Consider the following 20,430-nt stretch of genomic DNA (forward strand, 5'->3'; position numbering starts at 1 on the left):
TACTTTTTGGTGTATAATAGTTTTGCATCTCAGAATCTTTCTAATTGTTGTTGTGGTGATTACAATTATATCTCTCTGAGATGTTTTTTGATACCCTTAGGTGGCTAACTTCATTTTAGAACTTTCCCAAAGAAAATCACGTATTGAAAAAGTTGTAAAAATGGTAAAATAGGTTGACAGAGGGCATTGAATGTCATATAATAAAATAGTTGCCGCTATAGTTAAATGGTATAATAGAGCAATGGTAATGCTCCGTTCCGAGTTCGATTCTCGGTGGTGGCAGATAGCGAGTTGACTACGGTCAGCTCTTTTATTTTGGAGAGAGACATGACGTACGAACAAGAATTTTTAAAAGAATTTGAGGAATGGGTTAACACTCAAATTATGATTAATGAGATGGCAATGACAGAAAGCCACAGAGTCTTGGAAGAAGACAAAGATGAAAGAGCTGCAGACGCTTATATTCGCTACGAAAGTAAGCTGGATACCTATCGTTTTATCCAAGGCAAATTTGCTAATTATAAAAACGGCAAAGGATTTCATGAGTTGCCAGAAGGATTATTTGGAGAAAGGAAATATTAAAATGGTAAAAAATCGTAAAAAAGCACTAAAACATCAAATGAAACGTCAAGGTTTGTTGAAAACGACAGCACCTGTTGTTAACGTCGCAGAGACAGCTTTAACAAAAGAAAAATCAGCTCCAGTTTCAAAAGCAACATTGAGTCTTGAAGAATTTTCAGCGATTTCAGCAGTAGCTGATATCCGTAGCAATCTTGTCGAAACACTTTATAACGAGGGTATTCGTTCACTTGCAGACTTTGCTAACGTTACCGAAAAAGAACTTCTTGCCCTTAAAGGTATCGGACCTGCAACGGTTAAAAAATTAAAAGAAAACGGCGTTACACTTAAAGCTTAACTCAGTTGAATAGACTGAGTTTTTTTCTATAACAGTCGATACACAACTTGTAAAAAAATTACGTTATAAACGGCAAAAACCATCTAGCTCACGTAAACTAGATGGTTTTCTGTTTGTTAAGGTCGTGATAAGATTTAACTGCTGGAACATCTGTCTCGTGTTTTCCAATTAATTTTTCCATCCAAATCATATTATACCAGCGATTAAATTTATAGCCTGATTTGTGAAAGGTTCCAACTAGCTGATAGCCCTGTTTTTCATGAAAACTTTGGCTCACATTGGTCAAGTAATCGTCTTCGACTTCTGCTTGTGCAATGCAGGCATTAAGATTGAGCACTCCCATTTCTTTTAAGATGCTTTCCAGACTTTCGTAAAGCCTAGCCCCTATCTTCTTACCACGCGCAGCTTTGTCCAAATAAACCGTGACTTCTGCAGACCACGCATAGGCTGCTCTGGGATGAAAAGCTGACGCATAGGCATAACCAAGAATACGACCATCCTCTTCAGCAACCAAATAAGGATAGAACTCTTGAACCGACTGCATGCGCTGCTGAAAATCTTTTAACGTCGGCACCTCATACTCAAAAGTAATCGCCGTTTCCATGACATAGTAGGCATAAATCTCAAGTAAGTCCTTGGCATCTGAAAGTTGCGCTGGACGAATTAAAATTGACATCTTATACTGCTCCTAAAAATATCGTTTGGATGAGGCCAACTGATAGATAAATTACTAACAAAATAGCAATAAGCCAGATCACCCAAGTCTTTAAGTCCACTTTCCGTAACTTTAATTGGAATAACGTATTCACAACTAAGGGAATTAGACTATAATAAGCAGATAGTTTAACCGATAAGGTCAACTGATTTAATAACATTTCTGAAACGCCATTAGATGTCTTGAGATAATAAACTCCAATTAGAACACCTACACTGACAATGAAAAAGGATGACAGTAATCTGCGATAAGGCATCTCTTTGGGCGCTGTAAACCAAACCCAAATACCATAAAAAGCAAACCAACACAACAGTAAAAATGGATGAACAGGTAACATATGAGATTCCTTTCTGACGTCTATTGATAGGTCAATTATAACACTATCACTCTAAAAATCAAGAAATACCCAGCTGCGATGTACTTACCATTAAAGAAAAGGACTATAACATGTCAGCGGTGCTAGCCAAAGCAGCTGCTCAACTGAATAGTATCAAACAAAAAAGAGCCCTACGGCTCTCTTTCAATGCTTATTTAACAAAGTCCAAAAGTGCAAGGAAGCTTTCTGGTTGAAGTGAAGCACCACCAACAAGAGCTCCGTCAACATCTGGGCAAGCCATATACTCAGCAACATTTGCTGGGTTTACAGAACCGCCGTATTGAACACGAACTTTGTCAGCAACGTCTTGACCGAAGTCAGCTGCAACCACATCACGAACAGCTTTACACATGTTTTGTGCATCTGCTGAAGTAGCTGATTTACCAGTACCGATAGCCCAGATTGGCTCGTAAGCGATAACTGATGATGCTACTTGCTCAGCAGACAATCCTTTAAGAGCAGCAGACACTTGCGCACCTACAAACTCAACTGCTTTACCTGCTTCGTAAGTTTCAAGAGACTCACCACAGCAGATGATTGGCGTCATACCATTAGCAAAGATTGCGTGTGCTTTTTTGTTGATGTCTTCGTCAGTTTCGTGGAAGTAGTCACGACGCTCTGAGTGACCGATGATCACATATTCTACACCAAGGTCAGCGATTGTCGCTGGGCTATTTTCACCTGTAAAAGCACCTGCATTTTCAAAGTAGCAGTTTTGAGCAGCTACTTGCAACTCAGTTCCTTTAACACCTTTTTTCATACCTTCAAGGAAGATAGCTGGTGAACCGATAACTGTGTCCACAAGTTCGTTTGATGGAATAGCATCTTTAACAGCTGCAACGAATTCGCGTGCTTCAGACGCAGTTTTATTCATTTTCCAGTTACCAGCAATAATTGGTTTACGTGACATTTCACATACCTCTTCTATTTTTTATTTACATTGTCTATTTTATCACATTTTAATTTTTATAGCTAATCATTTTCATCCAATATCAAAATAGGTTTTCAAAAACTCTTTTTCTTTCGGTGTCAGGGGGCGGTAGCTTCCAGGCTCTAGCTCTTCTTCTAGGTGAAAACCTCCGAAGGAAATGCGTTTTAAATAGGTCACTTTGACACCATAGGCTAGAAACATTTTTTTGACCTGATGAAATTTTCCTTCTGAAATGGTCACCCTAGCACAGCTCTTTTCTGAACTAGAGCTAATAATCTCAAGTCTAGCTGGTTTACAGGTCGTTCCGTCTAAGAATGCTATGCCTTTTTCAAAAAAAGCTGGCGCATCAGCATGGAGTTTGTCATTAACTTCGACGTAGTAAGTCTTGTCGACGTGGTGCTTGGGATGTAACATGCGAAAGCCGAGTGGACCATTATTAGTAATGATAACCAAGCCTTCTGTATCACGGTCTAATCGCCCCACAGGATAAAGTCCCTCACGGTAATCTGTCTCCGTTATTAAATCAATGACAGTCTGGTGCTCACGATCTGTTCGAGCAGAGACGACACCAGATGGTTTGTTCATCAGATAGTACACCTCTGGGCTGTGCGTCACCTTTCTTCCTGAAACGGTAATCTCTTGAAGACTGGCATCAACGTTGAGATTAGCAGTTGTTACCACTTCTCCATCTACTCTTACCTGATGTGCTTTCAGCAATTTTTTAATATCATTTCGAGAACCTAGGCCCGCCTCTGTCAGTAGTTTATCAAGTCTCATGATTTTATTATAACATATCATCCAATTTGACTATGACTTAATCATACGACCTACTGTCATATACACCCAAGCAGAGTTTCCCTCTCTTCTGAGATTATTGTGCTCACTTCTCTCAAAAACTTCAGGTTACAAAGCTACCCCAAATACTTCTAAATAATTTAGTTCTTCAGTTGTCAGTCGTCTAAACTCACCACGCTTTAAATCTGTTGGTAAGGTTAATGGTCCCATCGAAATACGTTCTAAGGTGACCACTTCTTTGCCACAAGCCGCTACCATACGTTTGACCTGATGAAATTTTCCTTCACGAATTGTGATTTTAACGCGACAACTCTGACGACTGTCATCAGCTGACAAAATCTCTAATGTTGCTGGTTGGCAGGTATGGTCTTTGAGGGCTATGCCTTTTTCAAAAGCCAAAATATCCGACTGATCCATAACCCCTGAAACGTCTGCTAGATACTCTTTGTCCACGTGCTTTTTGGGCGATAGCATCGCATGAGCCAGCTGACCGTTGTTGGTCAATAGAAGCAAGCCCGTCGTATCAATGTCTAGTCTTCCCACAGGAAAAACCTCTTTGTGGCGAGCAGTATCATCTAAAAGGTCCAAAACTGTATGATGGTGGTTATCTTCCGTCGCAGAAATCACACCACTAGGCTTGTTGAGAAGGTAATAAACAAAAGTCTCGTGAGTAAGCCGTTGACCTTGGTAGAAAATCTGGTCTGTTGTTTCATTAACCTGAGTTTTAGGTGAGGTTTCAATCTGACCATTAACAGTAATTTGCTTCTTCTTGAGAAACACCTTTACTTCCGTTCGAGAGCCAATGCCACAATCCACTAAAAATTTATCTAGACGCATGCTACTTCCTTTCTTTTTAACTATTATAGCATAGAAAAAAGAGAAGACCAATTGCGGTCCTCTCCAAAATTCGGCGTTGTCATCTACTTGTTATCGTTGATAACAAGGCTTAAAAATTCGTTTTGTAATAATCAGTGATCCCTTTAACGATACCATTTGCTAACTTCTCACGATAGTCTACTGTAGCAATCTTTCGATTTTCTGCCGAATTTGATAGATAGCCTAATTCCAACAGTACCGCAGGCGCTGTTGTTTCGCGAAGAACTGCAAAGGTATTGCGTTTAACTCCACCATTTTTAGCACCGCTTGTTCCCACAACAGAATTTTGAATCGTTGACGCAAGGCTAGCGCTTAGGCGTAAACGTTCTTTATCATTATGGTAAGTTTTGTTAATTCGTGATGGGTAGTCTGAATAATACTGATAATAGTAGGTTTCAACGCCAGATGCAGATGGTGACGTTGCAGCATTAAAATGAATACTGATGAACAAATCTGCATTAGACTGATTAGCTTTTTCAGAACGAGGAAGCAAATCAACAAATCGATCATCCGAGCGTGTTAAAACAACTTGATAACCAAGTTTTTCCAACTTAGTCTTAAGACGATTTTGCATATCCAAGTTCAAAGTCTTTTCTTGTTGTCCATAGTAGGCAGCACCTGGGTCTGAGCCACCGTGACCAGCATCTAAATAGATGACTTTATTGACAGCCTTATAGTTTCCTTTTGAAGCAGAACCTTTTTGGATGTTCTTTACTTCCAGATTAACTTGGCTTTCAGATACAAAATCCTGTTTACCTTTCTCGTCTGTCACATAGAGATGGACATGATACTTACCACTACTGTACTTATGGTCGCTTGCTCTAACTGTTAGTTTATAAGTTCCATTACTTTGTTTACTTGCCGTATACCACTTAATATCATCCTGTCCATTAGCATCTGACCAGGTTGGTAAGTGGACTTGTTTAATACCATTTGCTGATTTAAGGTTAGAAACAATCACATCAAAAGTTCCAGTTTGATTGTTCACATTTTTAATCTCTAATTTAGCTGTCGGCTTTGGCAATGCCTTAATATCAATAGTATCGCCATCAAGGAAGGTTAACTTGCCATCTTTTGTACGACCGTAACTATGAATATGGTAAATTCCCGTATCATATTTATGGTCTTTGATGTCAACGGTCAAACTATAGCTACCATCTGTTTCCTTTTTAGCTTGGTACCACTTAATATCATCTTGATCACTCTTAGCTGACCAGGTTGGAAGCATAACTGTTCCAATAGTGCTCGGAACATTCTTGACGGTAACCTTAAAGCTCGTTGCTGTCAATGCTTTAACCGTTGTCTCAGGTTTAGAGCTTATTGGTACCTTTTTCGGAGCCGCAACATCATGTGTCACTGCATTTAAGAAAATATTAGCAACTGAACCTGCATTACCATAAACATGAAGATGGTAACGTCCACTTTCATACTTATGCTCTTTGGTATCAACGGTTAATTGATAGCTACCATCTTTTTGTTTATTAGCTACATACCACTTAATGTCATCTTGACCACCTTTATCTGTCCAAGTCGGGATACGAACTTGGTTAATATAGCTTGGAACATTCTTTACAGTCACACCAAAACTTGTTTCTGTGAGAGGCTTAATCGCAGTCTCCACTTTAGGAGTTGCAACATCATGTGTCACTGCATCTAAGAAAATATTAGCAACTGAACCTGCATTACCATAAACATGAAGATGGTAACGTCCACTTTCATACTTATGCTCTTTGGTATCAACGGTTAATTGATAACTACCATCTTTTTGCTTGTTGGCTACATACCACTTAATGTCATCTTGACCACCTTTATCTGTCCAAGTCGGGATACGCACTTGATTGATGTAACTTGGAACATTCTTAACCGTGATGGTAAATTTATCATCTGCAATGCCTTTAACACTGCTCTCTACCTTTGATTTTGGTTGATCATAAGTTGTACTAGCAAGGAAAGTCTTCTTACCTGAGCTTTCTCCATAAAGATGGAGGTGATATTTATTAGTCTCGAATTGATGTTGATCAAGAGAGACTGTCACTTTATAATTACCGTTTGCTTGTTTTTGTGCTTGATACCATTTGATATCATCTTGACCATTCTTTTCAGTCCAAGTCGGAAGCAGCACTCTCGTGTATTTCGCTGGTACATTGCCAATAGTAACTTCAAACAGACGATCATTGAGCGCTTTAACCGTTAGAGATGGTGCTTTAGGAACTGGCTGAGTATAAGTCGCTTGACCAACATAGACCTTCTTACCATTTGGTTTTTCCTCATAGTAATGAATATGATAACGGCCTGTAGAAGATTTATGGTTATTAGTATCTACAGAAAGCTTATAAGTCCCATTATTCTGTTTTTGTGCCTGATACCATTTGATGTCATCTTGACCATTAGCAGCAGACCAAATTGGTACGTAAAGCTTTTTGAAATACTTTGGAACATTTGAAACGGTAACCTCAAAACTCGTTTGGCTAGTCGCCTTCACATTAGTCTCGAGTTTTGGTTGCGCCAATGTGACTTCTTCTGATTTGACAAACGTCATCTTTCCAGTTGCTTTTTGTCGCAAATAAGCATGGAGATGATAAAGCCCATACTCCCAGTGATTGTTATAGGGAACTGTTGTATGCGCATTGTTCATGGTGTACCACTTGAGATCGTCCTGACCCATAGCTTGTGACCAGACTGCAACACGTACTTCACTATCTTTTGGGATTTCCCCAGAATAGCTAACTTCCATATTCTCAGCAGTTTGATTTACCGTAATAGCATTCTGGGCAGGCGTTTCTGCAACTCTTGCCTCTGCTAACTTAGGTTCAGTAACTACTGCTTTTTGTTGTTGCTTAAGCTGATTCTCAGCTACTTTAGTGACCGCCGTTGCCTCTGTCTGCTTTCTTGATGTCGCTACGCTCACTTCACTTATAGGCTGTTCAGTAGTCGTCGTTACCTTACCTGTATCAGTGACAGCTACTGACTGTGATGTTAGTGAGTTACTCTTTGCTTCAGTTGTAGAGGCTTCCGTTTGTAAAGAAGCAACCACCTTCTCAGAACTTTCCGTTACAGCAACTGAACCATTTTGAGTCACTGAACCTATCTCTTCTGCTTGTACATCGTTTTTAGCAAGAAATAGCGTAAGCGCTAAAGGAATTACCAAATAACTTTTAAAAGATTTTTCCATTATATCTCCCGGACTTTCCGAATATTTTTATTATTATACCATATTTTTATGCATTAATAAAGTAATTTAGTCATTAATACCCATTATTTTATAATATTTAATATCATAGTTGCAGATATTAGCCAAACGATATACAACTTATCCTCATAAGAGAAGTCACTTTTGTATAAGACTAACCTAATATTTTTTGATAAAATAGCAGAGCAGAATTTATTATTGAAGGAGTCATTATGGAAGACTTGGAAAAAAGAATGCTATCTCACGCTTCTGGTGAGCACCGCTTTGACCCAAATCAGCAAAAAGCATTTTTAGGAACCTTTAGAGAACGAGTGGTGTTAGCTGTCAAAATAACCGATTTAGGTCCTGAATTGTTTAAAAACCTCCCAGAGTTTCTAGCAAATCTCAACCAAAATTGGCAACCTTTGGTGGCTAAAATTTCCTCAGAAATCAGTCTATCATCCCAAATGACCTTGATGAAATTATCGGAACAGCATAACCTTCCTAGCACGATTGTACAAGAAAAAGAGGCAACCTCTCCTTACGCCTTTATCGTACATTCTGACCACGCCATCAACCTAGAACAAATCGAACCAGTGTTAGCCACAACCTCAGACAAAACAAGTCCTGAACAGAAAAAATTATCCTTTTTTAAAAAATTATGAAAAAAGCGATAATTGTAAAATCGAAGCTACAATAGGTAGTGCCCTCAAATTGAAGATAGAAAAAGAGGTAGGAATTTTCCCAACCTCTCTTTTTAAAATCGAATCATTTCTCGACTCTTTTCATAAGAATTGACAAAGCGATCTGTTACGCCAGGCTCTACAATTTCTAGAGCATAAGAGATATCATCAAAAGCCTCTTTGTAATTAAAGTGCATTTGGAAGAGTTCCATTGTGCGATCATAGCTTTCTTGAACATTTTGATCAAAGCTACGGTAGCGATTTGAATACTGTAGTAACTGTTCAGTCAAAACAGCGTCTTGAACAACTTTATAAGTCACTTCTTCTAAATTAGCCATTGCTTTAGTAGAGACTTCCTTCATTTTATCAACCGTCATCATATCGACACGACCACGACTGAGTTCATCGCGAAGCGCTTCTAACTGCGAGCTTGCAGTGAAAAATTGGCTCATAAAATCTTGCGGAATTCCTGGAAGATTGCGTTTTTCCATAAAACGCTTAATGGTGTGAAGGCGATTGATATAGACTTCTAATTTATGACGAGCATTGACTTCGCCTTTCTCAGTCCCTTTCAAGCTATCGTAAATAGCTAACTGTCCTTCTTCAACATCAGCAATCTTAGATTGTAACTTTTCCAAAACCTTTTGCCATTCAGAAAATGGCTTTTCTTGCTCTGCCATGTTATCAAGTGCCGGTTGCAACTCTTCTTCCATATCAGACAAGTTTGAGCTATATATTCCTAACTTGTTACCAATGCTATCGCTGAAAATATAGCGTTGCGTTAGGCGATTAAGCTCATTAATTAGACTCGCATTGTTTCCTTTAACATGAGCCAAATATTTTGGTAAGCGATTTGTTGCTTTAACGACTTCCTTATGTGCAGCGATTTCACGTTCGAAAAGATCGTAAAAGCCATTTAAGCGCTCTTGAATGTCTCGGCAACTTGTTTCAGCCTTAACCAATTCAAGATCTGCCAAATCATCAGAAGTGTCACTAATCGCTTCACGGATAGCTTGAAAACCAGTTTCAATATCGTCTTCAGCAAAATAATAATTTTCTTCTAATAAGCGACTGTAGCCCGTTTCTAAGTCTTCTAATTGGTCTGGGAAATCTTCCTCTAATTTTGTAACAATCGGTGGGATTTTCTCAGAAATTTGACCAAGAGCAATCGTGTGCTCTTCAGCTTTTTCTAAAATTTCTGCCGCTTCAACAGGGTCACCAGAAGAGTTAAGCGTCACAAACTGTGAAAATTCAGATTGAATATGAGTAAGTTGCTTGCTAATCTCTGGCATAGCTTTGCCATAATGATCAGCTTGGTTTGCAATTTCTGTTTGCAATTTTTCATACATATCCAAAGCGTAAGTCACTCGCGAACTGTTTTTTTCTTCTTGCTCTGCCAAAACTGCCAAAGCTTCGCGAATCGCTTTAATGTCTTCTTCAACAACATCCAATTGACTTTGAATACCTTTGATTTCATGCTTTGCCTTGATGAAATTAAAGGTATCATTTAGACTCTCAGCTTCAAAAATATGATTTTCAATATCTGAGAAGGAATTTAGGGTTAAATCAACCCATTTTTGATTCCACTCTCGAAACGAGGTCTGGCTTTGTCCAATCAAGTGTAAGCTTTTAACATGCTCAATCTCTTCATTGACAGGTAACTCAAAAAGTTCTTGCTTTTTCTCTTCTAAACTTGCAATCAAGGCGTCATTTCTTTTTCTCACAACAACGCCAAACAAATAGGCAATAATCACTAAAATAATTATTGCTACTATAAGTAGAACGATTCCGTTCGACATGGGGATCTCCTTACATATTTTCTAAAAGGTCTATAACATTACAATTATAACACAGCTATAGCCTCTTTTCAATCAGATGACCAAGTTTAAATGTCCAAAGTTGAATAAACTGCGTTTTCTTCAATAAATTCACGACGCGGTTCAACCTTATCCCCCATCAACATATCAAAGATTTTGTCTGCTTCAGCAGCATCATCAACTGATACACGCGCCATGAGACGACGTTCTGGATCCATTGTAGTTTCCCAAAGTTGATGATCATCCATTTCCCCAAGACCTTTATAGCGCTGAACTGTTGGTTTTGAACGCCCTACAGTATAACGCGCCAAAGCTTCTTGAAGTTGAGTTTCTTGATCTGCACCTGGTTGAATGTATTCTTTAATTTCAGACCCAACTTTAACCCCATAAATTGGTGGTTGGGCAATGTAAACATACCCTGCTTCTAAGACTGGACGCATAAAGCGGTAAATTAATGTCAATAAAAGGGTGCGAATATGGGCACCATCAACGTCGGCATCTGTCATGATAACCAATTTTTGATAGCGAGCTTTTGACACATCAAAATCAGCACCAAATCCTGTTCCCATAGCTGTGAAAAGGCTACGAATTTCTTCATTAGCTAGGATTTTATCCATGGTAGCTTTCTCAACATTCAAGATTTTACCTCGAATTGGTAAGATTGCCTGATATTCACGGTTACGACCTGATTTTGCTGAACCACCCGCTGAGTCTCCCTCAACGATGAAAAGTTCATTCATTTCAGCATTATTTGATGAACAATCCGCCAATTTACCTGGAAGATTTGAAATTTCAAGCCCTGATTTTTTACGGGTTACTTCACGTGCACGCTTGGCTGCAATTCTAGCTTTAGAAGCCAAAATCCCCTTCTCAACGATTTTACGAGCTGTTTGAGGATTTTCCAAAAGGAAGCGTTGGAAGGCATCTGAAAAGAGGCGATTCGTAATTTTGACCACTTCAGAGTTTCCAAGTTTTGTTTTCGTTTGCCCTTCAAACTGTGGATTAGGGTGTTTGACAGAAATAACTGCTGTTAGTCCCTCACGCACATCTTCACCCGTTAGATTATCATCCTTTTCTTTAAGGATGTTGTTGCTACGCGCATAATCATTAACGACACGGGTCAAAGCGGTGCGGAAACCTTGTTCATGGGTACCACCTTCATGCGTGTGAATATTATTGGCAAATGACATGACTGTCTCATGGTAACCTGTTGTGTATTGCATGGCAACCTCAACAGAAATCCCATCCATTTCACCATCGGTGTAAATAGGGTGCTCAAAAATAACATCTTTATTCTCATTGATGTACTCAACGTAAGATGTAATCCCACCTTCATAGTGGAAGTCTTTTTTCTGTTCAAGCCCCTCACGTTTATCAGCAATTGAGATTTTCAATCCCTTGTTCAAGAAGGCTAACTCTTGAATACGTTTTGCGAGTTTAGAGAAATCATATTCTGTTGTCTCTGTAAAAATGTCAGGGTCTGGTGTAAAGTGGACAGTCGTCCCTGTACGATCAGTTGTACCAATCACTTCAAGGTCTGCAACCACTGCACCACGACGATATTCTTGGTAATGAATTTGACCATTTTTATGGACATGTACATCGAGTTGTGTCGAAAGGGCATTTACAACCGAAGAACCTACTCCGTGCAAACCACCAGACACTTTATAGCCACCACCGCCAAATTTACCACCTGCGTGAAGAACCGTAAAGACAGTCTCCACCGCTGGGCGACCAGTTTTTTCTTGGATATCGACAGGGATTCCACGTCCGTCGTCTACTACTGTGATTGAGTTATCTGGTTCGATGACCACATCGATCTGGCTAGCAAAACCTGCAAGTGCCTCATCGATAGAGTTATCAACGATTTCCCAAACCAAGTGATGGAGACCTTCCTTTGAAGTAGATCCGATATACATCCCTGGACGCATACGAACGGCTTCAAGACCTTCCAATACTTGGATTTGGCTGGCATCATACTCCTGCGCTAAAGCTTCTAAATTTTTATTTTCGTCAGTCATTTAAGTCACTATCTCCATCAAGGATTTTTTATTATCAACGAGCAAGGTGTCAAAACCTGCAGCTCGTCCTGCTTGTCTATCAATCTCACGATCACCAATCACAAGAGCCTTTTCAATATGATATTTGTCTTTCAAATAGAGCATACTCTCAGGATTTGGTTTACGGGCAAACCCATTGTTTGATGTCACCACTTCTGTGAAATAGGGATAAAGCTCTGTGAGTTCTAGAATAGATAACACTTGCTTATTGCGATGTGATATCAAAAAATTGCGACCATCTTCAGCTACAATCTTGGCTAAAATCTCACGAGCTCCTTCAAATAATACAGGATGTTTAAGGTATTCTGCTTCAAACAGTTTATACTCTTGTAAAAAGCTTTCTTCATTAGGAATAAAGAAATCAATTGCCGCATTTGTTGATTCTTTCAATTTCATGTAGACATCATCATGCGACGCTTTTATGCCATAGTTTTCTAAACAGGCTACAAAAGCTTGCGTGGAAACTTCATAGTTATCAAGTAAAGTTCCACCTAAATCCCATATGTAATCGTGATAATTCATACCCTTCATTATATCATATTTCTTTCATTTTTGACAGAAAGAGGTAAGAACAGCACGACAAACGCATGAAATCTTCTATTTCCATTTTGCAAGTGTTGAAAGTTTTTTGCCCTAAAGCAATTGTTTTAAATACTTGTCAAAGGACAGACTTAGGGCATATTTCTTACGACGCAGACTCATCTTCTTTCCAAAATCTAACTGTTTTAATACCGCTAAACAGAATTTATCCATGACATTTAAATTAAATGCGAGTTGTTTATTCAAAGTCTTATTGGCATCTTCACGAAAAACAACATCTAGTAGCCAGTGCATGCTCTCTATCTGCCAATGCCCCCTTACATAATCACACAACTCTTTAGCGCTAACCTGACAACTTAAAATAAAGTAGCGGGTTTCTTCGCTCTCTTGACCATTCTTTGTTATCTGAATACGCGCCCGTCCAATGCTTTGGATATGTCCCCAATCGGGATGCTCTTGACGTATCCACTCTGTATCAGTAATGACTTCATACTGTCTCAATTCAATCTGACCGTGCGCTTTCTCAAGCGTTTCATAGCTATCGTCAAAGTTCTGAGAGAGTTCAAAATAGGGACGAATACCTTCTAAAAGGCTCTTTTGATTCTCTTTGACTGCTAGACAATAATCTGCTTTCTTCATGATAATCTTATCCGCAATATCCTTTTGTGTGCCCATAGCGTCAATACTAATCATGCACCCTTTTACTGAAATCATGTCTAATAATCGTGGAATCGCTGTAATCTCATTGCTTTTTTCATCACTCGCTACCTGGCCATACGAAATCCCTAAATCTGTCGCATAGGCTGAGACAATATGTAGGGCTTTTTGAGTTTGACTGGCATTACCACGGATAGTCTTCCCGTCAATGGCTACTAAACGTTTTGAAAGTTGTGGTAAGGTTTTAGCTGATGAGTCACATGGTTCAAGAAGAGAAGTCCATATCTGTGTGAGTTCTACAAGAACTTGTGAATCTAAAGTCGCAAAAACACGTTGTAGAGTGTCATGAGAGGGAATGCCATTTTCTAATTTGAGAACGGTGCGTAAGGATTTCTCATAGGCAATACCAAACTCCTCTATCTCATCCCAGTGTTCTGCGCCTGATAAGCGAGCAAAGAAGATCAAAAGAACGATATCTGACAATAAGTGTTTGACTTTCCATGGCTCACGATCATCTCTCACAGTAACCAAGAAATTTAAAAGGTCTTCCATAACAAAATCCTCCACTTTTATTATAGCGGAGAATGTTGAGTTAATTTATGAAAGTCTTTTTTGTAAGCCATATTTTCTTCATGCGTTTGTCGTGTAAGAACAGGAATTGATTTATCAAAAAAATCAATTTCCTTATCTTACCTCTGTCGTGTTTTACAGTATTTAATTGTAACCTCAATCCTATCTATTCAGGTTATTATGATAAGCCATGGACAAAATCAGTCCAACGCCAATCAAATTAGAGATTAGAGAGGATCCCCCTTGAGAAATAAAAGGCAGCGGAATACCTGTCAGTGGTAAAATCCCTAGCGCTGCTCCAACATTTTCAAAAACATGGAACAAAATCATCATGATAAAGCCGACCGCAATCACCGTATAAAAACGGTTATTGGACTCCAAGGTAATGCGCAACATCCTGTAAAAGAGCCACAGGTAACAGCCTAAAACCAAAGCTGAGCCAATGAACCCAAAATTCTCACCAATAACGGTAAAAATCATGTCACTCTCACGAACAGGAACCGACAGTTCTGCAACATTGAACCCTTTCCCAAATAAACCACCACTACCTATCGAAATTAATCCCTGCGTTTGCTGATAGGCAATTCCTGTAGCATAAGCAAAAGGATCCAGCCAGGCAGAAATACGATTGATCTGATAGGTGTCCATTCCCATATGAAAGAGCCACTCACGACCTTGCTCCCAAGAAAAGAGAGCAATAAAAGCGGCGATGAGGAGAAAGACAGAAAGAATAATGGGCAATAAAATTTTCCATGAGACACCAGATAACACCGTAACCCCTGCTAAAATAGCAATAAAGACAAGGGCTGTCCCCAAATCTTTCTGAGCTGCCAAGAGAGCTAGGACTGGCAAGGTTATCAAGACATATAATCCTAATAATTTCCAATCTTCTACCAACTCTTTTGATTTCCTTTTTTTCTGAAATGTAACGGTTACTCTTGCCAAAGCTAAAATGTAGGCAATTTTCATAAATTCAGATGGCTGATAAAGTGTGATATTATTGATTGTCACCCAGTTTTTAGCACCTGTAGCTGCATAGAGGCTAGGACTATAGAAGAACAAGGGTAAAAACATGGTCCCAAGTCCCAAGATGTAAAACCAAGGCGTTGCCTTCCATAAGAATTTTGTGTTAAAAAACATCACTACAAAAGCTGATAAGATTCCCAATAGCAACCACAGTCCTTGCAAGAGGAGAACATTTCCCAAACGATCAGGATAATCTGCCAATGTCGCAACATAGACCGACAAAAATCCCATAACTAACAGAAAAAAAACAGGTAGCAATAGAGAATAATCAACCCGCTGCTCCCAAGTTTTTAAATGCTTTACCATAAGATCCCTCACCTACCAAACTATCCTAAATTAAATGTCTATCCATTATAGCATGATTATCACTCAAGCACTACCACTTTTTGACTGGTATAAATACTGTGTTTTCGATTAACGCTATAGGAGAAAGCTACAGCAACCAAAAAGAAAGGAGTGTTTTCAAAGCCAAAAAACTCACCACCAATAAAAATAGGAGCTAAGATGGTGTTTGTTGCAGAAGCAAAAACAGCAATATAGCCACTAGCTGCCACAATTTCTAAAGGCAACTGAAAAACGCCTGCTAAAACAACGCCTAGTGATGCCCCAATAGAAAAGAGCGGCATCACTTCTCCCCCTTGAAAACCAAGAGACAGCGTCAACACGGTTAACATAATTTTCAACAGCCAATCATAGCTGGTAATAGTTCCACCAGAAAAAGAGGCCTCAATCAAATTTGTCCCAAGACCAGAATAACGCCCCTCATGGCACAAAAATAGCATAAGAGACAATAAGATACCAACACAAAAGATGCGATGATAAGGATTTTTAACCAGCTCTGCCATTTTTTCCTTCGTCCAAGATAAGCTAGCCGCAAAACCATTACCTACTAGACCAAAGATAAGTCCTGCTACTGCTAATTTCACAAAGGTCAGAAAATCTAATCTTAAATCACTTTCAATCAAATGAGTGAATTTTTCCAACCCTAGGCTATTAGAGGTCCACGCAGCCGTAAAAGAAGCAAGGATTGTAGGTAATACAAATCTTACACGGAGTTGCTCTATCACTAACACTTCTAAAGCAAAAAAGAGTGCCGCCATCGGTGTTTGAAATAGTCCTGCAAAACCCGCTGCCATTCCCATGGTTAAAAATAATGGCGAACTTTTTTCAAAAACTATATAACGAGAAAAGAAATGTGAAATGGTAGCCCCAATCTGTACCGCAACACCTTCACGACCTGCAGACCCACCAAATAAATGCGTTAGCCATGTTGTGACGACAATCAGCGGAACTAAAATCAAGGGAATTTGCTCGTCTTTTCCTTGACCCACTTCAAAAATAAGAGCCATCCCTCTCTTGGCTTGCCCGCCAAATGTTCGATAGAGAAAAACAATCAATAAGCCTGAAATCCCTAAAAACGGAATCAGATAGAAAAAATGCTCTGTCCGAATTTCTGAAATGAGGAGCAAACCTTTCCCAAAAATCGTATCAATGACACCAACAAGAACTCCTATAAAGAGAGCAAGTAAACAGGTCAAAAATGTCTCTTTTAACGTTAAATCATTGCCGTCTTTTATTCCTTTTAACACTCTTTGACCCCTAATTGACGACTTTGATATGCCCTAGAATGTTTCATCATATCAGAAAAGGTTGCCACAATCGCCTCTTCAAAGTCTTTATTTGCAACTTGGCGCGCAACCTTATCTAAGACCATTTGTTCACGAGAAGTGTCTAAAACAGCCTTTCCTGTCGCCCTTTTATAAGCTGTCACTTGATTGACGAGGCCCATGCGTTCTTCTAACAAGGCAATAAGCTGCGCATCAATTTTGTCAATATCTTGACGAATAAGGTTTAAATCCATGTGTTATCTCCTATTCTCTACAGGCAATTGCAGAGCATTCCTTTCTTTAACTATGATGATTAGTGAAACAGGGCTTGATTGACCAAATGAATATCACTTTCATTGACAACAAGATAAATGGTCGCTCCTGCTTGTAACATTGTTTTTCCAGTGACAACTTCACTCTTACCATGAACAACTTGTGTCGTAATGAGAACATCTGCTGGCAACTCCAACTCCGAAACACGTTGACCGACCAATTGCTCAGTGACAGGTAATTCGATCATCGTTGGTTCATTATTTTCCAGATGACTCACTGGTACCATTTTAGCTAACATGGCCTCGTAAATTGGTTCGCCGCCCAGTAAATCCATGGTTAGGTAGGATACCAAAACAACAATGCCAATCGTCATCAATTGAGACAAATCTCCCACCATCTCAGTAACCAAAATCATCGCTGTCAGCGGAGCCTTAGACACCGCACCAAAATAACCAGCCATACCCAAAATGATAAAAATCGTCACCTGACTTGCCTGCGCTAGCCCCATTGTTTCCAATAAAAGGCCAAAAATATAGCCAGATAAAGAACCGAGAGCTAACAGTGGCAAGAAAATCCCACCAGGAAGACCACTTCCATAGGCAATCATGCTCCAGACAAAGCGAATCGCTAAGAACAAAATAGCTGTGCCAAGTAGCATGCCACTATCAGGCAAGTGTAAGATGAGATGGTGTCCACCGCCCAATAATTCTAATGAAAAGTAGCCAACAGGAAAGGTTAGAAGCAATGCAAAAATACCATAAAAATGCGCTGGAATCTTAAACATCTTTCCAAGTGCATCGTAAACTTTACCAACACGAAGCACCACCCATTCATAGCCATACCCTAAAAGACCTAAGAAAATCCCCATAGGAACAAGGAGTAAGTATTGACTAAGCTGCAAAACTTCAAAACCGTCAGGCATATGAAGGACTGGCGTCAATCCAAAAATATTTAGCGAAATGATATTGGCTACCAAACTCGCAACTAAAGCAGTTATCCAAACCAGTCGTGAAAAATGGTGATAAACTTCTTCAACAATAAATAGCAGCCCTGCTATGGGTGCATTGAAGGCTGCTGAAAGCCCCGCTGCCGCACCACTTGCAATTAAAATCCTTTTTTCTTTGGGCGTCACCTTAAGAGACTCTGCTAGTCCTTTGGCAGTAACCGCCCCCAACTGGATACTAGGACCTTCACGCCCCAGCATCAAGCCCATGGAAATCGCAAGACTGCCACCGACAAATTTTTTCCAAAGGACTGACCACCAGGAAACACGTAACCTTCCCATCAGTTCTCCCTCAACATGAGGAATCCCAGAACCTTTAATATCTGAATCGGATTTCACTAATAGACCTACTAAAATGATTAGCACTAGGCTAATCCCTACCCCCCCAATAAGATAGGATGGTTGGTTACTTGCATGCGCATAAGCTTTCAAGGTCCAATCTGTTAGAATACCGATAATAAGACGAAAAAGACTGACAACAACTCCCGCTAGAACACCCACTAAGCAGCCTCTCCAAACCGCTACCAGAAGATGTTGCGATGACAAACGAAATTCTTTTTGATGTGTTTTCATAATAAGTTTCAATAGTACATAAAGAAGGTTAGAGTGACCCCCAACCTTAATCTCTTATCCTAATTTTGCTGATAATGTTTCCGCAAAGGCTTCTAGATTTTCAATATCTTCATCCTCTGCCGCCAAGTCTACCTTAACAGAATCAGCACCCTTTGTGGCACCTGTCAAAGCAAACTGTTCTTCAAATTCATCAACGGATTTACAGAAGTAATCGTAGAAAGTATCTCCTGAGCCAACAACTCCAAAAATCTTTCCTGATAAATCGACATCTGCTAAATCTTCATAGAAATCGACAATTTCATCTGGCAATTCACCATCACCGTAAGTGTAAGTAGCCACAATAGCAATATCAGCATCTTCAAAGTCAGCGGCATCAACGGTTGTACACTCATCAACATCTACTGTGTGCCCTAATTCTTCCAACTTCTTAGCGACGATGTCTGCAATTTCTTCCGTATTTCCGGTCATGCTGGCATAAACAATTTTTGCTAAAGCCATAGTTTCCTATATTCCCTCCAAAGTCAAATTACTATTATTATAGCATACTTTTAAAGAAATGGGGCATAGCCTTCAGCAAGTTTTTGCAAAAGCAATTCCTTTTCACTATCACTAGCAAAAGAGCCTTTTATCGCATCTTGATTATGCTGGTAAAAATCTGTGGGACTTGTGCCAAAATGAGCCGCAAAAAGACCGTACTCTTTCGTTAAATTGGTATCTGACACAGTTCGATTATCTGTGTTAATCGAGATATTAGCCCCTGCTGCTTTTAGGTCTAAATAAGGGTAATCTGCAATTGTCTCAATCGCTTTCGTTTGTAAATTGCTTGTAAGAGCTAATTCTGCTGTCAAATCTGCAGCAACAAACGATTCAAGCAAACCTGGAATTTCCATAATAGCTGTTGTATGCCCTGTTCGCTTGACACCAGCTTGAATCGCATAAGCAATATTTGTTGCGCAACCACATTGCTCCCCTGCATGCAAAGTCATTTTAAAACCAAGATCATGCGCATGCTGAATGCCTTTACTTAGACCTTCTGCTGGAAAATCAACTTCATTACCAGCAAAATCAGCCCCTACAACATAAGGTTCCTCACTGGCTTTTACCTCTGTAAACATCGCCATTGTAGCTTCTAAATCATTTTGACGCAAGCCACAAACCAAAGCCTTAGCCACAATACCAAAATCTTTTTCAGCTTTTTGCAATCCTCGGCAGACTGCTCGGACCACCTGTGCTACTGATAGCCCTTTATCCATTGATAATTCAGGTGCAAATCGGATTTCTGTATAAATAACATTTTCCTCAGCTGACTGTTTGGCAACATCGTAAGCCGCCAACTCCAACGCCTCTTCCGTCTGTAACAAAGGACGAATAAAATCAAAGGTTTTAAGATATTCATTTAAGCAAGTGATATCGGCAGGGGCTGTCACAAGTGATTTTAACTCATCATCACTCGCTGGAATGGAAATCTGTTCCATGGCAGCCAATTGACGAATCATCGGCAACGACAACGAACCGTCTAAATGACAATGTAGTTCGGTTTTTGCAAGCTTTGAAAAGTCAACTTGATTCATGAGAGACTCCTTTTTCCTAAAAGTTGTCATTATCTTACCATAATGAGCCAAAAAATCAACAAGAAATACGAACTTTTAGAAAATCTTATCCTTTTCTTTAGATTATTCTTATCCTCTAAAGATTAACTTTAGAATTTTGGCAAAGTCAATCTCTTACTTAACCTCCCAAAGCACAATTAGCAGCTCTTTTGTCAACTATTTATATGCTAAATTTTTGAAAAAAACCTTTCTTTTTGATAGGCTAATGACAAGAAATTTAATAAGGAGAAATC

At 39.4% G+C, this 20,430-nt stretch carries 19 protein-coding genes and 1 tRNA gene; 4 read left to right on the forward strand and 16 right to left on the reverse strand.

Annotation, left to right across the window (positions count from 1 at the left end; genetic code table 11):
- The first annotated feature begins 211 nt into the window (after positions 1-211).
- The 3 genes from EAF07_RS06195 to EAF07_RS06205 all read left to right on the forward strand — a co-directional run bounded on the left by EAF07_RS06195 (position 212) and on the right by EAF07_RS06205 (position 916).
- A tRNA-Thr gene (locus tag EAF07_RS06195) sits at positions 212-282 on the forward strand.
- A gap of 45 nt (positions 283-327) precedes the next feature.
- The gene (locus EAF07_RS06200; RefSeq protein ID WP_121835722.1) at positions 328-582 is read left to right on the forward strand and encodes a DUF1912 family protein; all 255 of its coding nucleotides are present in this window, start codon (positions 328-330) and stop codon (positions 580-582) included.
- Positions 578-916 (forward strand): helix-hairpin-helix domain-containing protein, encoded by a 339-nt coding sequence (locus EAF07_RS06205; protein WP_121835797.1) that lies wholly within the window; start codon positions 578-580, stop codon positions 914-916. The genes EAF07_RS06200 and EAF07_RS06205 overlap by 5 nt, the downstream gene beginning before the upstream one ends.
- Before the next feature lie 97 nt (positions 917-1,013).
- On the opposite strand, the gene EAF07_RS06210 is transcribed toward EAF07_RS06205, so the two are convergent.
- The 6 genes from EAF07_RS06210 to EAF07_RS06235 all read right to left on the reverse strand — a co-directional run bounded on the left by EAF07_RS06210 (position 1,014) and on the right by EAF07_RS06235 (position 7,781).
- A complete protein-coding gene (locus EAF07_RS06210; protein WP_121835724.1) occupies positions 1,014-1,592 on the reverse strand; it encodes a GNAT family N-acetyltransferase in 579 nt (192 codons plus the stop codon).
- 1 nt (position 1,593) lies between these two features.
- Positions 1,594-1,968: a hypothetical protein gene (locus EAF07_RS06215; RefSeq protein WP_121835726.1), complete on the reverse strand. Its 375-nt coding sequence runs from the start codon at positions 1,966-1,968 to the stop codon at positions 1,594-1,596.
- A 190-nt stretch (positions 1,969-2,158) separates the two neighbouring features.
- Positions 2,159-2,917 carry a triose-phosphate isomerase gene (gene tpiA, locus EAF07_RS06220; protein ID WP_121835728.1) on the reverse strand — a complete coding sequence of 253 codons (759 nt, stop codon included), beginning with the start codon at positions 2,915-2,917 and terminating at the stop codon, positions 2,159-2,161.
- 72 nt (positions 2,918-2,989) lie between these two features.
- Positions 2,990-3,715, reverse strand: a complete 726-nt coding sequence (locus EAF07_RS06225; RefSeq protein ID WP_121835730.1) for a pseudouridine synthase — start codon at positions 3,713-3,715, stop codon at positions 2,990-2,992.
- Between the two features lie 126 nt (positions 3,716-3,841).
- Entirely contained in the window at positions 3,842-4,570 is a 729-nt protein-coding gene (locus tag EAF07_RS06230; protein ID WP_121835732.1) for a pseudouridine synthase, read from the reverse strand.
- Between the two features lie 109 nt (positions 4,571-4,679).
- The gene (locus EAF07_RS06235; protein WP_121835734.1) at positions 4,680-7,781 is read right to left on the reverse strand and encodes a GBS Bsp-like repeat-containing protein; all 3,102 of its coding nucleotides are present in this window, start codon (positions 7,779-7,781) and stop codon (positions 4,680-4,682) included.
- Between the two features lie 230 nt (positions 7,782-8,011).
- On the opposite strand from EAF07_RS06235, the gene EAF07_RS06240 reads away from it, so the two are divergent.
- Positions 8,012-8,443 carry a DUF1694 domain-containing protein gene (locus EAF07_RS06240; RefSeq protein ID WP_121835736.1) on the forward strand — a complete coding sequence of 144 codons (432 nt, stop codon included), beginning with the start codon at positions 8,012-8,014 and terminating at the stop codon, positions 8,441-8,443.
- Between the two features lie 92 nt (positions 8,444-8,535).
- On the opposite strand, the gene ezrA is transcribed toward EAF07_RS06240, so the two are convergent.
- The 10 genes from ezrA to add form a co-directional block, all read right to left on the reverse strand.
- Complete coding sequence (gene ezrA, locus EAF07_RS06245; protein WP_121835737.1) at positions 8,536-10,260, reverse strand: septation ring formation regulator EzrA; 1,725 nt, start codon at positions 10,258-10,260, stop codon at positions 8,536-8,538.
- An 86-nt stretch (positions 10,261-10,346) separates the two neighbouring features.
- On the reverse strand, positions 10,347-12,299 hold the full coding sequence (gene gyrB / locus EAF07_RS06250; RefSeq protein ID WP_121835738.1) for a DNA topoisomerase (ATP-hydrolyzing) subunit B: 1,953 nt from the start codon (positions 12,297-12,299) through the stop codon (positions 10,347-10,349).
- Entirely contained in the window at positions 12,300-12,860 is a 561-nt protein-coding gene (locus tag EAF07_RS06255) for an HAD-IA family hydrolase (protein WP_121835798.1), read from the reverse strand. It abuts the gene before it with no gap.
- A 111-nt stretch (positions 12,861-12,971) separates the two neighbouring features.
- Complete coding sequence (locus EAF07_RS06260; protein WP_121835739.1) at positions 12,972-14,087, reverse strand: ISAs1 family transposase; 1,116 nt, start codon at positions 14,085-14,087, stop codon at positions 12,972-12,974.
- A 180-nt stretch (positions 14,088-14,267) separates the two neighbouring features.
- Complete coding sequence (locus EAF07_RS06265; RefSeq protein WP_121835740.1) at positions 14,268-15,437, reverse strand: FtsW/RodA/SpoVE family cell cycle protein; 1,170 nt, start codon at positions 15,435-15,437, stop codon at positions 14,268-14,270.
- Positions 15,438-15,496: 59 nt separating this feature from the next.
- Positions 15,497-16,720 carry a chloride channel protein gene (locus tag EAF07_RS06270; protein WP_121835741.1) on the reverse strand — a complete coding sequence of 408 codons (1,224 nt, stop codon included), beginning with the start codon at positions 16,718-16,720 and terminating at the stop codon, positions 15,497-15,499.
- Positions 16,714-16,992 carry a chorismate mutase gene (locus EAF07_RS06275; RefSeq protein ID WP_121835742.1) on the reverse strand — a complete coding sequence of 93 codons (279 nt, stop codon included), beginning with the start codon at positions 16,990-16,992 and terminating at the stop codon, positions 16,714-16,716. Before EAF07_RS06275 ends, EAF07_RS06270 begins: the two co-directional genes overlap by 7 nt.
- A 59-nt stretch (positions 16,993-17,051) precedes the next feature.
- Positions 17,052-18,587, reverse strand: a complete 1,536-nt coding sequence (locus tag EAF07_RS06280) for a ClC family H(+)/Cl(-) exchange transporter (RefSeq protein WP_121835743.1) — start codon at positions 18,585-18,587, stop codon at positions 17,052-17,054.
- Positions 18,588-18,641: 54 nt separating this feature from the next.
- Positions 18,642-19,085, reverse strand: a complete 444-nt coding sequence (locus EAF07_RS06285) for a flavodoxin (RefSeq protein ID WP_121835744.1) — start codon at positions 19,083-19,085, stop codon at positions 18,642-18,644.
- A gap of 50 nt (positions 19,086-19,135) precedes the next feature.
- A complete protein-coding gene (gene add / locus EAF07_RS06290) occupies positions 19,136-20,158 on the reverse strand; it encodes an adenosine deaminase (RefSeq protein ID WP_121835745.1) in 1,023 nt (340 codons plus the stop codon).
- Positions 20,159-20,430 lie beyond the last annotated feature (272 nt).

Origin of the sequence: Streptococcus hillyeri, from assembly GCF_003686955.1 — a bacterium.
Lineage (GTDB): Bacteria > Bacillota > Bacilli > Lactobacillales > Streptococcaceae > Streptococcus > Streptococcus hillyeri.